This is a genomic window from Sphingomonas xinjiangensis (genome assembly GCF_014199255.1).
Lineage (GTDB): Bacteria > Pseudomonadota > Alphaproteobacteria > Sphingomonadales > Sphingomonadaceae > Sphingomonas > Sphingomonas xinjiangensis.
Genome location: NZ_JACIJF010000024.1, coordinates 1 through 14,017, shown reverse-complemented (window position 1 = coordinate 14,017; position 14,017 = coordinate 1). Strand labels below are relative to the sequence as shown.

General features: G+C 59.6%; 9 protein-coding genes. 1 reads left to right on the top strand and 8 read right to left on the bottom strand.

Translation table 11 applies throughout. The features are described 5' to 3' along the window. Positions 1-223: 223 nt before the first annotated feature. Entirely contained in the window at positions 224-1,618 is a 1,395-nt protein-coding gene (locus FHT02_RS19220; RefSeq protein WP_184091468.1) for a PIN domain-containing protein, read from the top strand. A gap of 182 nt (positions 1,619-1,800) precedes the next feature. Here FHT02_RS19220 and FHT02_RS19215 read toward each other — a convergent pair whose 3' ends face one another. The 8 genes from FHT02_RS19215 to FHT02_RS19180 form a co-directional block, all read right to left on the bottom strand. After that, positions 1,801-2,187 (bottom strand): type II toxin-antitoxin system VapC family toxin, encoded by a 387-nt coding sequence (locus tag FHT02_RS19215; protein ID WP_184091466.1) that lies wholly within the window; start codon positions 2,185-2,187, stop codon positions 1,801-1,803. Further along, complete coding sequence (locus FHT02_RS19210; protein WP_184091464.1) at positions 2,184-2,429, bottom strand: AbrB/MazE/SpoVT family DNA-binding domain-containing protein; 246 nt, start codon at positions 2,427-2,429, stop codon at positions 2,184-2,186. The genes FHT02_RS19215 and FHT02_RS19210 overlap by 4 nt, the downstream gene beginning before the upstream one ends. A gap of 768 nt (positions 2,430-3,197) precedes the next feature. Further along, a complete protein-coding gene (locus tag FHT02_RS19205; protein WP_246352564.1) occupies positions 3,198-4,574 on the bottom strand; it encodes a ComEC/Rec2 family competence protein in 1,377 nt (458 codons plus the stop codon). A 7-nt stretch (positions 4,575-4,581) separates the two neighbouring features. After that, positions 4,582-6,225, bottom strand: a complete 1,644-nt coding sequence (gene treF / locus FHT02_RS19200) for an alpha,alpha-trehalase TreF (protein ID WP_184091462.1) — start codon at positions 6,223-6,225, stop codon at positions 4,582-4,584. 56 nt (positions 6,226-6,281) lie between these two features. Continuing rightward, positions 6,282-8,777 (bottom strand): TonB-dependent receptor, encoded by a 2,496-nt coding sequence (locus FHT02_RS19195; protein ID WP_184091460.1) that lies wholly within the window; start codon positions 8,775-8,777, stop codon positions 6,282-6,284. A 257-nt stretch (positions 8,778-9,034) separates the two neighbouring features. Further along, positions 9,035-11,713: a TonB-dependent receptor gene (locus tag FHT02_RS19190; protein ID WP_184091458.1), complete on the bottom strand. Its 2,679-nt coding sequence runs from the start codon at positions 11,711-11,713 to the stop codon at positions 9,035-9,037. Positions 11,714-11,832: 119 nt separating this feature from the next. Beyond that, positions 11,833-12,861 (bottom strand): FecR family protein, encoded by a 1,029-nt coding sequence (locus FHT02_RS19185; RefSeq protein WP_246352563.1) that lies wholly within the window; start codon positions 12,859-12,861, stop codon positions 11,833-11,835. Continuing rightward, positions 12,830-13,411, bottom strand: coding sequence for an RNA polymerase sigma factor (locus FHT02_RS19180; RefSeq protein ID WP_246352562.1), 582 nt, complete (start codon positions 13,409-13,411; stop codon positions 12,830-12,832). Before FHT02_RS19180 ends, FHT02_RS19185 begins: the two co-directional genes overlap by 32 nt. Between the last annotated feature and the right edge of the window lie 606 nt (positions 13,412-14,017).

Here is a 14,017-nt window from a genome sequence, read left to right as displayed (position 1 = left end):
AACGCCGCTTTCAGCCCGGTCTATCAAGCGCGCCGGCGCCGTTCCTCATAAGTCTCGGCGAACTGTGATTTCATGGCCGTTTGGGGGCACCTCGCGCAGACTCAGCGTGCATGAGCTTACGCCATTAATGTTTATAGCTAAGCCGGTTTCTGACCTGAGTAGAAGTCGGCGTTGCATTGGGTGGAGGTTGCTCAAAACGGTGCGTCAGGAGATATCATAGGCAATGACCGTCCCGCCTAACTCCACCGATGAATTGGTCGCCTTCCTCGACGCGAATATCGTGCTTGAAGGTAAGCCAGTTGCCGAACTTCCTTGGACAGAGATCGCAAAGACAGGACTGATCCGTGCCTTGATCGTCCCGAAGGCGATGGAAGAGATCGACGCCAAGAAGCGGGACGGGCGTTTAGGTCCGCATGCAAGGGCGTTCAATCGGCTGATTGCCCCGTCTGTCATCAATGGCGAGCCGATTGTTCTTCGTGAGGCCGACCCACGCGTCGAACTTCAGATGGCGACATGCTCGCGCATTCCGTGGAATGACTATGACGAGCTCGATCCAGATGACGGTGACAGCAGGATTGTCGCTGAAGCGCTCAACGTGCGCAATGTGGCCTCGCAAAATCGCATTCTTATTAGCCACGACATCAAGCCCTTGGCTTATGCGCGCGGTCGCGACTTGCCAGTTCATCAAGCATCCGACGGTTGGCTTCGCGGTCCTGAACCCAGCCCCAAAGACAAGGAAATTCAGAGGCTCAAGCAGCAGGTCGCCGAATACAAAAAGGACGAGCCGACTTTCGAGATTTCAATCGTGGTGTCCGACATCTCTCCGCCGACAATCTACCGGGTTGCGAAATTGGATGCCGAGCAGGCCGACGCCATCACCGCGCTTATCAAGAAGCAAAACCCTAAGAAGTCGAACGGCAGCAGGGACAGCTACGGCATTAGCTCCGCTTTCGGCAGCGACCGCGATAGCTCCTACGATGGGAAGTATAGCACCTTCATAACGCGTGAAGTGCCGTCGTTCGTTACGAAATTCAGCGAGAAACTTGAATTGCTATTCAATCAAAGGCTTCTCACGGTGCGCGTCACCAATGGCGGCGACATACGGGCTGATCACCTTGTCGTGTCGATCAAGACAAGCGATGGGTGGATTAATCGTCGGGTCGTGGCCGTATCAGCTAGTGGACCCGCCGCCCCCGTGCCACGGCCGGATCATTTCAGCTCGCTTAGCATGCATCGGCAGTTGGGAAACATGATCCCCCCGCGGGTCGGCCGGCACGAATTTGAGACGACGCTGCGGGCACGCAGGAGCCACGAGACGAAGGCGAGCTGTGAGGATTTTCACAGCGGACAGGATTACTATTTCGAAGGGGTCGTCGCGCCCACCTCCAGCAACGAGCCGCTAGAAATCACCGTGACGCTCACCGCCAAGAATTTACGGGGCGAACACACTAAGGCTTTTAAGCTCGACAAGCAGATCGTCGCCATTGATCCAAGTGAATTGGTGGACTTACGGACGCTTGAGCTGAAGCGGGATTACCCCACAAAAGAGGAACTAGTCCGCTTGCTAAAGGCCAAGGAATACGATGAGATTGAGTGGGACAAGGAAGACGACGACTAACGCACCGTGACCTAAGGCAGCTTCTGAAGCGGCGAGTGTCGTCGCGGGACGAACCGAGATCAGGTCGCTTAGTTGATTATTCGCTGCGATAAACCCGATCTTCAGCCTCTGACATAAGCGGTCGTTTGTTTATCTACGAGGCAGGTGAGAGTGGTCTGTACACTTGAAAAAAACCGGCGCACCTAGCGAATAGCTACAACCTTGACCTCGACGGCATCCGCGACCTTCTTCCAGTTCCGGTCACTAGTCCACGCCGGCAATCTTTCACGACGTGCGAGCGCCAGACAGAAGCGGTCGCCTAGGCTCAAACCTGCCTCCGCTGTCACGGCTCGCATCCGACCCGCGATCTGCGCGAGCGCCCTGTCCGCCGGCACAATTGTGAGGGGGAGAGGATCCAGCATCTCATCGACCTGCCGTTCCGGCATGCCCGCATGGATAAAGTGGCTGACCACTTCAGCGTAGTTCACGCTGCTAACTCGCGCCCCTGCAATTCCAGCTGCCACCTTGACCGCGCCCCCCTCCCCTTTGAGCATCGCAATGAGGGCAGAGGCGTCGAGTACCACACTCATTCCCCGCTTTCCTCGCGGCGGCGAGCAAGGAAGGCATCGACTGACGCGTCGGGATTGTCGCCGGTGTACTGCTTGGCAAGCGCCTGAGCTCGCGCCACCGACTGTGCGGCTGTTCGCAAAACAATGCCGTCTTCAGTCTCGTCCAGATAGACGGCACCGCCACTGGTCAGGCCCAGACGCTTCCGAATGTCAGCAGGAAGGCTCATCCGACCGTTCGAAGTGATATTGATCTGGAACGTCATGGCAGCACCTTGCGAGACTTAGTTGCCGATAGGTGTTCTGTAGGCATGACGTCGCTTAACGGCAAGGCGTGCTTCCAAATGGCACGCGCGCAGCGGCGTGTCACACGAACGCACTTCTACCACTGACGCCGCACGATGCCAGATCGCGCCGCGTTGCGGTGCCTTTTGGGTATGCCCTTAGGGCACCGCAAAGCGTCAGTCCTTTTTCCGTGCAAAATAAGCTTCAAAAAATAGCAGCTTTTTCGGGCTAAGTCCTTTTGAGTTCTAGATGAATTAAGGACCATCGAGCACCTACCCTACCAGGACCGCTACCGACAGGCGACCGTCACGAGTTGGCAACGCAGCCGACGCGGTCACCTGCCCTGCCGTTACCGTCATTCTTCCGAACGATGGCAATGTGGGCAAGCGAACCGCTGCGGCTGCTTGCATCTAATCGCGATATTCCGTGCGCTGTGCTTCATGCTTCATCCGGTCAGCCCGCAGGGCCTCAAACGCTTTCTGGATCGGTGTGGGCTTTAACACCCTTTCTGACGCAGCCCTTCAACCCTTTTCCCCTGCCCGTGCTGTGGGTCGGCACCGAAACTGGGACCCCGACCAAGTCTCGCTAAGCTATTGAGCCCACTTGCAGGTTCTGCATAGCCAGGGGTCCAGATCGGCGTCGATCGTGACCCCTCATAACCCATAGTTTTCCTAAGGATTACGGGTAGTTTCCTTGCTTAAAGCGGGGTCCCGCTTTCGGGGCCGGTCCACACACAAAGCGAACCGCGTCTATTTCGATCGATACGGCCCAAACCGTTTTACTATCTCCCTGCGGGTATTTGCGTCGTTGAGGACATACACTTCATAGGATTCACCGTCCGGCGCGACGCGAATAACGACATGGCCGTTGTAGCTTTTATATATGCTGTCCATGATCGGACCGATCGCGGCGCGGGTTTCGACGGCCATGCCGATGGAAAAAACGTCTCGGGGACCGGGATAGAGCCCTTTGGAGGCCATTCTGTTGACCACATCCTCGCCGGGCTGCGGAGAAAGCCAGTTCTCCTGCACGAGGACGCGGGGAGCAAGGTTGCGCAGGATGTTCTCGTTGACCGTGTCCCGGTTGCCGTGGTGGTCGAGCAGCATGACGTCGACTGGTCCGACGACTGCCGACACGGGTGTTTCTACGTCCCGCCACCAAGGTTGGTCATAAGCAGGCACACCAGGAATATCGCCGCCAGAGTAGTATTTGAACCGGCCGTAGGCCATCGTCAGGACGTTGCTGAACGGATTCTCGTCGAACCTGCAATCCGAGACGGCGTCCTTCGGAATGTAGTATTGGGTCTCGTCACGAGCACCCGTCCAGATCACGCCGCTCGATGCCACGTTGCGGATGTGGAAGGTGGGGAACGCGCCGGCCTTGCCGAGCCTGATCTGATCCAGCGCACCCGGCTTCAGGCCCACGACCGCCTGACCGTGCTTCAACCGATAATCGGCGAAACCGAGATAGTTGGACAGCGACATTCCGTTGGATCCCGGTAGACCACCGGGACGAGCACATTCGCGCAGGTCGACCGGATAGTCGTAGGTGGGCGCAGCCCGGTCGACGAGTGTACCGATCGGAATGAGATCAGCGACCTCAGTGATACCGGCGAGACGATAAGCACCGGTGCGCGACATGGGTTTGTCCGCTGTGACGGTGCCCATGTGATCAGTATGGAAATGGGTGATCAACGCATAATCGAGCTTCACCGGGCGACCAGCCGGGGCGAACTGCCGGATGTAGTCGGCGATCCAGTAGCCGGCCGAGTGCGAACCGTCGGGAAGCGGAGGGAAAGCCTTCAGCGGCGCTACCATCTTCGCAAACTCGGGGTCTGCCTCCCCGGCATCGATGAGCATGGTCGTCCCGTCTGGCATGACGAAGTAGGTCGCATTACCCCGCCCGGTGCTGATGTGATGGATGTAAAAGTAGCCGCTTGACCAAGCCGGCAGCTTCCCCGGCGTCGCGGCGGCCAGCACGGGCGCGGCGGGCGCGGCGGGCGCGACCGCGACCGCGACCGCGATCAGCGCCGCTCTCGCGACGTCTGCTGCCCACCTGCCAATCTGCGGCAGTGAACGCTTTTGCATCCACATGTTCTGCGCGAGGACACCGGAGTTGCTCATCATGGATTCCTTATGGTGTCGGGTTGCAGGCAGTCTGGGGACGTTGAGCCGCGGGGTCAGCGATTGACCGGTCCGGCGCTGGGCGATCGAGCAGCGCGCGGGTGACGCCATTCGTCCACCCGAACCCATCCTGCACCGGATATTCCCCGCCCCCGCCGGCGACGCCGCGCTCGATGTCGTATTTCTCCACCATCCGCCCGGTGCAGGCGTAGAAGGACGAAACCGTCTTCAACCACCGGTTCGCAAGGTCGTCGGCAAGCCGGGACTGCTCATAACGATCGAGCCCCCGAACCCCGATCCAGAGCAGCGGCGCCCAGCCGTTGGGCTCATCCCACTGTTCGCCGGTCCGAACGGTCGTGGTGCGCAGACCGCCCGGTGCCACCAGCTTTGCCTTCGTCAGCTTCGCCGTCAGCGCGGCCTGTTCCGGCGTCGCCAGCCCGACGAACAACGGATAGAGGATCGCCGCGCTGATCGACGGCGTCGCCTTCCCCGACGACCGATCCCAGTCCGCAAAACGCCTCTCGATCGCCGACCAGAGATACTTCGCCATCGCCGCCTTGCGGGTGTTCGCCTGCCTGTCGAAGTCCGCGGCACAGGCAAGATCGCCCGCCGCCCGGCACCGCCGCGCGATCGCGGTTTCAAGGTTCCAGAGCAGGCTGTTGAGGTCGACCGGCACGATGTCGGTCGTATGGATCGTCTCGACCGACTTACCGTCTTTCAACCAGCGCGAGCTGAAATCCCACCCGCTCTCCGCGCCGGCGCGAAGATCGCGATAAACCGCCTCCTTCGGGCGGGAACCTGCCTTCTCCGCCGTGGCAAGATCCAGCGCATAGGACTCATCCCGCGGCGTCTCGCGGGCATCCCAGTAACGGTTGAGCAGCGCACCGTCGGGCATCCTGACCACGTGCTGGCACGAACCGGTCGCATCGATGCAGGTCGCGCCCGCCATCCAATAGGCATGTTCCGTCTTCAGCGCCGCCAGTCGCCGCCGCTGCAAAGCCGGGTCCCGCGTATCCGAAAGGTCCATCATCAGCGCGAGAAACGGCGGCTGCGACCGGCTGAGATAATAGGATCGCGTTCCGTTCGGAACATGCCCGAAACGCTCCACCAGCGAGACGAAGTTCGCCAGCATCGACTCGATCAGCGGCTGCTCCCCGTCGGCCTTCAGGCCCAGCATCGTGAAATAGCTGTCCCAGTAATACATCTCGCGGAACCGCCCCCCGGCCACGACGAACGCGTTCGGCAACTCCAGCGCAGACGATCCCGGCACCACCGCCATCGGCGGCTTGGACAGCACCGGCCAGAGCGCCTTGATATGCTCACGCAGCGACAGTTGGGCCGGCGTCCCGGCATCCGGTTCACGGAAATGCCGCGCGACAAAGGCGGCAAGCGCCGCGCGTCCCCGCGGCTGCTCGGACCGGAATGCCACCAGGATCACCTCAGGCCGGTCACGCGGGATCAGGTCGGTGAACGCCTTGTTGTCGGGAAAGACGTGGGCGACCTGCACGGCCCGGAACAGCGGCCCGAATACATCCTCCGGCGTCGCGGCGGCACGCGACACCGCAATGGCGCGATCGGCCGCCGATTGCGCTAATGCTCCTCCTGCCAATACGAGCGTGAAAAGAGGCCATGTGAGTAGACCAAGGGTTTTCATTTGCACCTACTCGATAGGATTGCAGGCCCGGGCTGGCGCCCAAGCCTGCGGCCTAGTTAGAACTTCATTTTCAGGCTGACTTGATAGTTTGGCCCGAACAGCGGCCGGCCGAGGAACACGCCTCCAGCGGCTACGCCGCTACCAACGACGCGACTATTACCCTCGGTGATGCCAAGGGTGTTCGTCACGTTGGTGCCGGTAAAGCGGATCTCCAAACCGTTGTGCATGATGAGCGAGGCACCCACGTCAAGCGTGTAGTATTTCGGGAGTGGCTGCAGATTTTGAAGATCTGAAAAGCGGTCAGAAATGTACGAGCCAGTGGCGTAAAACATCAGCCCGCCGACCGGCGTGTCGAACGTATAGCTTGGCGTGACGCGCGCCTGGAAATCGGGGTTCCGAATTACTTGATTGCCGGTGATACCCGGCCCGCCGGCCACATACTTGCCGTGCTGATAGGTCCCCTGCCCGGCTAACGCGAAGCCATTATACCGCACCTCCCCGTTCAGTTCCACGCCATAGGTGTCGGAGCTGGTCAAGTAGTTCACAATGGTGCCATCGGCTAGAAGCTGGGAAGCCGGTTGTCCCCTGAACGTGTTGTAGAAACCCGTTAGATCGAGCGCGAACAACCGGCTAAAGGTCTTGATGCCACCTTGCACCTGATCGACTTTGGAGGTGGTTCTCACATTTGTACGTAGGTCGTCAAAAGTGGGTAGTGAGTAGCCCTTGTTATAGCCGACAAAAGCGTTGACGTTGTGAAATACTTCATAATTAGCGTCGACGTTAAAGGCTGCGTGCGACCCACTATATTCGACTGGCCGCGTGCTTGGAAGGAGCACGGAGGCACCATAGTCGTACAACGCGAGCGGATCGGTAGAGATGTTCGCCCTCGCAGAGTTCTGGAATGTCGCGTCGACCTGCTCCCACTCATAGCGGACGCCTGCGTCCACCTTCAGCTTCGGCGTGATCCTCCAAGAGTCTGTTAAGAAGACAGCTTCGTTTCGGCCGTGATAGACATTGTGGAGCGCTAGTGCGGTGGGCGTGTAAACGCCACTTCCGTTCGTCACCTTCACGCCGTTGTTCAGCACGATATTGATCGGTAATGCGTTGTTCTGCACCGTCATTAACTGATTATGGCCGGTGAACCATGTATCATCGGAATCGTAGTCGGCGAAATAAACACCGCCCGTCAGAGTGTTTCCTTCGAATATCTCGGCAGACAGACGGGCTTCGTCTTGGAACGACTTAATTTTCTTCAAGACGTAAGTGATGCCGATCCCTTGAACAAATTGATTTAGGTCGGTCAGCGCCTGGCCGTTACTGATGAGCGTCGCTGTTCCGCCTGTCGCGGGTCGACCAGCCGCCGCCGTGGCCGTGGCGTTGGCGTTCGCAGCAGTCACTTGGCTCGTGATGAAAGAGCCGAGCGTGACCGGCGTGGCACCGGTAAATTGGGCGATCGTCGGGGTTGTGCCTGCAGCGTAGGACAGCTTGTTCGAAAAGGAGATGTCGCCGAACGTCTTGTCGAAATCGAAGCCGACTAAATGGTGGTCGATACCACGGCCTTTCGCAAGATCCACGGTCTTCGAAACGGGCGTGTTTGTGCCGTTCGAGGCGATGTTGAAGGTCACGATTCGATTGGCATTACCCAAAAACGTGTCCCGTGTCGGATTAAAGCCAGGGAACGGGCGCAGCTTAATGTCATTGTCCGGTCCCGTTCGGATGAGCGGAACTGCGGTGAAGAACGCGTTCTGATCGTGCGTCTGACGTCCGTAGAGTGTGAATGAGCCATCCTCGAACTCGTGGTGGATCGTTCCGACGATTTGATAACCCTGATCAGACGGAAACTGCGTGTTACGAACGCCCTTTTGGGTCCGGTAAAATCCGCCGACGCTACCATACCAGCCATTGCCGAGGTCAGCGCCATAATATCCGTCGAAACGATACTGGCTGCCGGTGCCATAGGTAAATTCGGCGAGGCCGCCGGGATCCGTTTTGCCGTTCTTTTGAACGAAGTTGACCGTCGCGCCGGGCTGACCGTTGCCGAATAGTACTGCTTGGCCGCCGATGGTCGCTTCTACGCGCTTGATAGTCTCGTCGAGCCTGATCTGGGTTGAATTGTCGAGGAAAGCGAGACTCGATACCGGAAAAATCGGAAGCGAGTCGATCTGCATGGTGACGAACTTTGAATCACCGCTGGTCGGGAAGCCCCGGACCTGAATGTTTGGACCGGAGACTCCGCTCGTCGTCTCGGCGTGAATGCCCGGCACCAGCTTCAACACATCGGCTGCGCTGATCGGTGCTGCGGCCATGATAGCCTCGTTGCTCAGCGTCGTAACAGCGTAGCCGGCCTCACGCCTGCGCTGTCCCGCCGGATTTGCCGAACCAACGACCACAATCTCATCGCCTGACGTGTCCGGGGCGGGCAGCTGATCTGCGGCAGGGGCCGCGGAGTCGACAGGCGCCGGAGCAGCGCTCGTGGTTTGTGCCTGAACGGCTGCCGGCAACGCCGCCAGAGCGACGGTCGCTAACAAGGAATGTCGTAAGGTCACACGCATCGGGTCCCCCCCCTTTGGAATAAGCATGCCCGCGCGCACGAAAGACCTTTCGTGACCCGAACCGCCGAAATTGTGCGGAGGCGCGCCATTGAAGCCGCATCCAGAAGGGAGATGCTTGGCGCTTTCGAAATCCGGCTACATGGCCAGATCTTTTCTAAACTAAATGCAGCCAGCGAATTTAGTCGCTGGGGATGGCCAAGCTGCGCGTTTGTCGGAAATAAGCGGTGTCGTAGTAAGCTCCGGCAAGCTTTGACGGGTCAGAACCGATACCCGATCGAAGCGCTGAAATTGCGCGCAAACAGTGGCCGTGCAACGATTGGCCCGGATGACAGGACCGCTCCGATCACCCGGGTATTCCCCTCGGTAAGCCCAAAGGCGTTGCATAGGTTCTGAACCACCACATCACCATAGAAGCCCCGGTCAGACCCGGCATGGAGGCTGAGGTCCACGGTCGAGTAGGACGGCAGCCGCTGCAGGTTCTCGACGTCGGAAAATCGCCTGCCGACAAAGGTGAAGGTTGCTCGCACCCTCAGCGGCGCGCTTGCAATGCGAGTTGTGTAGACTGGTGCCACCGCAAGATGGATGTTGGGCTGGCGTACGACGCGGTTCCCGTTGTTTCCGCCAAAACCACGATAGCGTCCGTCCTGGAACGTTCCTTGTAACTCGACGGACCATCGCGGCGTGGGAGAGATGGTCGTCTCGAGCTCGAGACCATACGCACGCGCGCCCCCCGCCAACAGGATAGACCCAACGCTGCCATCGGCATTGGCTAGCAAACGCGTGAACTGCAGTCCGTCGAACCGATTGAGGAAGACGTTCGCAGACCCACGAATTGGCCCCACGCCGACATCGACCCCCGCCTCTAGCACATCGGCAGATTGGGTCCGCTGACCGCCAATCCTGAGTTTATCGAAGCTTTGAAGGTTGGAGCCGTGGTTCAACCTCGCGTGCAGCGTCACCTTTCCTGGCACCAGCCTGTGTACGAGCCCTGCCGCCCACGATAATCGCTCCGCATCGTCGCCAAGCGTCCTTGAAGACGCCAACAGCAAGGCGCCATTGTTATTGTAAAGCGTCAGCGGGTCGTCGTCGAAGTCCACATTTGGGAGGACATCGCGTACCTCACCGCGCAACATTTGGTGTTCGAGACGAACGCCGACGTCGAGGCTGGTTCGCTCCGAGACCGCCCAGTCATCGTCGAGGAACAGCGCCATGTTGGTGCTTTTGCTCCTGCCGACAATCTGGCTGGTCGCCGCGCTTACAAAACCGTCGCGCGTGGCCTGCACGCCATTGTCGAGACGCACGTCGATACGCTGCGCATTCGGCTCTGCAAGCAACAGCAGATTGTTGCCGAGGATGCGACGATCACCGGTTTGATAGTGCGATAGATAGAAACCGCCGGTCAGTTGGTGCCCGCTGTTGATCGTGGTCGACACACGCAGCTCGTTCGTGACCGCCGCTATCGACTCTCTTACGGACCAAAGCCCGGCGGTCAGAACATAGCGATCGGCAGGAATGGCGACGCCGGTCGCCGCAATCACGCCCTGACCGGAGCTTGCCGGGCCCGCTGCCGCAATGGTGCGCCCGTTTGCATTGGCCCGCGCAACGGTATCGATAATGTACTGGCCCAGCGTCTCGGGCACTGGGCCGGTGAACAGACCGATTGTATTGGCGTCCCCTTTCGTGACGTTAAGCCGGTTCGTCACGCGGACATGTCCGACCGACCAGTCAAAGCTCGTGCCAGCGAACAGAAGATCGACGCCCCGTCCCTCGTCTAGATCAACCGCACGAAACTCACGCGGACCGGTTTCGATGGACAGGTGCTGCGTGTCCCGACCGATCAGCGTGTCGCGGAGCGGATCAAAGCCCGGCAAAGCGCCGAAGCTGCCGTCCGCGTTCGCGATTAGGGGCGCGCCGGTGTAGAACGCATTATGGTCCCGCGTGTACCGGACGTAAGCCGTGATCTTGCCGTTGGCGAACTCATGCGTCACGTTCGCGCTGGCCTGGCCACCACGATCGGCGAGGAACTGCGTGTTGCGCAGCCCGTCGGACGTCCGATAGAACCCACCGAAGGCAAAGGTCGTATCGCGAGCAAGCGGGCCCGTCAGGTAGCCGTCGGCGCGGTGTGTTCCATAGTCCGTTGTCGTCAGGCGAAGCCCGCCTTGGAGATCCGGCGTCCCCGTGCGCTGAACGAAATTCATCACTGCACCAGGTTGCCCGTTGGAAAAGATCGGGCTTGTACCTCCACGTAAAATCTCGACCCGGTCGATCATGTCGTCAATGCGGAAAAGCGTCGTGTTCTCGCTGAATGCCAGCTCGGTCGGCGGATATATCGGAGCACCATCCAGCTGGACCGTCAGGAACGGTGCGTCCCCCGTGGTCGGAAAGCCACGAACGAAAATGTTCGCGCCCGTGGCCCCTCCAGTGGTCTCGGCCCAGATGCCGGGCGCGAGTTTGAGCAGATCAGCTGTGTTGTTCGGAGCAAGCTCGTGAATACGATCCAGCGACACCGTCGTAACGGCCAAACCGGCGTCGAGCCGTCGTTCGGGTGAAACTGTACCGGTGACGATGATGTCGGTATCAGGCTCCGGCGGCGAAGCTGAAACCTCAGCGGCGACGAAGGAACTTCGTGATCTCGCCGGCTTGGCCGGTTTCGGTTTTGTCGCGCTCTGTCTCGATACGCGGGGTGATAGCGCAAGACTAAGAATATTTCCGTTGCGCGCGACGAGATGGAGGCCAGTAGATCGCAGCAGTCGCCGCAGCCCCTCCTCGACCGTGAAGTGGCCAATGACGGCATGAGTTTTCAACCCTGCAAGACCTGCCGGCGACACAATCTGGATCCCGGCCTGATGCGCGAATTGCGGGATACCCGCCACGGCCGGCCGTTCCGGAACGTTGAAGGCAATTCGTTGCGCAAGCGCAGGCGCAGATACGGACATTGATGCAGCAAGTGCCGCTAATCCCCTAGCGGGAACGTGATATGATCTGCTGATCAACGATCTTTGCCCGAAGCTACAGGGTCCCTGTTGGGAAGATGCACGGCAATCGAAATTTCCGGCTACGTCGAGACAATATTTTTCGCAACTAGCCGAATGATCCCGCCCTCGTCCCTGACATCCGCCCCAAAGCTCGCGGCCACTGCTCTTGCGAAGCCTTTCGCATCGTTGGCCTTGAAGAGCCCGGTGATTTTCTGTCGCGCGAGGTGCGGATCGGCCACAACAATTCTGGTTGAACCATAACGGTCGAAGGAGCGAACCGCATCGCTAAGAAGCTCCCCGCCAAAAGAAAGCATTCCATCACGCCACGCAAGAAGCTGCTCGCGCTGCACCGCTTGCACCGACCGCACGTCACGGGGGTCAAGTTGGTCACGAGGAAACATCGTGAGTGCCTGGTTTTCCTGGACCGTAACAGTGCGCGGCTGACCAAAGATGCCCTGAGATTGCTCAACAAGGAGCTTACCGTTGGTGACGAGCGCAACCAGCGGCGCTTGGCTGAGGCTCTGGACGCCGAAAGCACCTTCAACGATTTCGAGCATGATGCCTTCGGCGCGCACAGCAAGGGGCCGGTTCCGCCAATTAGCCACCTCGACGAACAATTTACCTCGTACGAGCTGCAGCGCTCGATCTTGGGACGAGCGGGCAATATCAACTCGCGTATCGGTATCGAGCGTAAGCGTCGTGCCACCAGCGAGCTTGATATGGCGTATCTCCCCGATGCCGCTCTCCAGGGTAGTGTCACGATTGAAACCTACCAAATAGGCCGCCCCAAGCGAGGCGGCGGCCGCGCTGCCACCCAGGACCATCCGCCTGCTTAGACCGCGGGAGTAAGACTGCCTGATCGACAGCGCTTCTTCCCCTATCTCCGCCTTTTGACCGTCTTCCGGCTCCGGCATCCGGCCGAGCGCTCCGGCGCGCTCGGCATGGATCCATGCGGCTTGGGCGCGAACGAACGCGCCAAGATGACGACTGTCACCGTCCAGCCACCGGTCTAGGTCTGCTCGCTCTTCCGGAACCAGTCCGCGCTCTGCCCTCGCGGCCCAATTGACCGCGGTCTCGTCAATCTCGCTGGCTGTTTCGCGGTTGGGCATTCGACGCGTCATACTCTCGGTGGGTTGGGTCCTGGACATTAGATGACCCGGCAGTCACATTTCCGCCACGCCCAAACTGTCGAAGCAGAAATTTCATTCCCCTCGCGCTGTATTTTTCAACAGTATGCTCGGCCAAGCCAAGCTCAGCAGCCGTTTCGCGCTGGGAAAGCCCTTCTACTCGGCGCAGCCAGAACACCTTTCGGACCTGCGTCGGCATCTCCTCCACTGCCGCCTCGACACGCCGCAGTTCACGCTGGCCGTGAGCATGTTGCTCGGGGTCGGGTTTCTCGTCGATCGCGCCAAGTGCCGCGAGGTCGGAGAGGGAGCCGATCGGGACAATCTTGTTGCGGCGCAGGCCTTGGAGGAAAACCGACCGCGCCACCTGCCACGCGTAAGTTCGAGGGTCGCGAATAGAGTCGACGCTCTCTAGGCGCGCGAGAATGGCGTAACTTTCCTGAACAATGTCGTCGATGTCTGAGTCCGACATCTGGGTCGTCCGCCGTAACCAGGCACGCATGGCCGGCTCGTGCGGCAGCACATTTGCCGCCAACCATCTGCTTCGCGCTAGGTAAGGTTGCTCCATAGAGTTTGCCTTACACGGTATGATGACAAACGTGCGTATTGGAAGACACCGATCGTAATCTCGCGGCCGTTTACAATCGTGCGGAGCGCACCGCTATGACCGGTATCCGGCCGGTAATCGACCGGCCTGCCTCGGCGCGGCTCTCGGAGGTGATCCGGTCGCACTCTTCACTGTTATCGGTGACCCAAATTTTATACTCACCGTTTGGTTGGACACGTACAACGACGTGTCCTTCGGAGCTGCGCACCTTTGGAAAGAAGCGGTCGTTGACGGCTCGGCTCTCAGGACTGGAGCGGGTTACGTAAACATCCTTGCCGGTGCGGCCATGCCCGTAGTTTAGCATTCGCCGGAGCGTCGGCGTTCCCCTGCCCGCTCCGCTACAGATTGCGACATTGATCGATTTAACACCGGTGCCCTTTGGGTATGCCCTTCGAGGACCGGCAAACAGCTGGTCCTTTATCGGGCGCCAACCCACTCGAAAAGGACTGAGTGGTGAGAACCACGTATAGCGGACCAAACAATGTTCACCCGTGAGCGTTCGGTCTGGGCCGTTCGTTTTTAAGAGCGGACTGT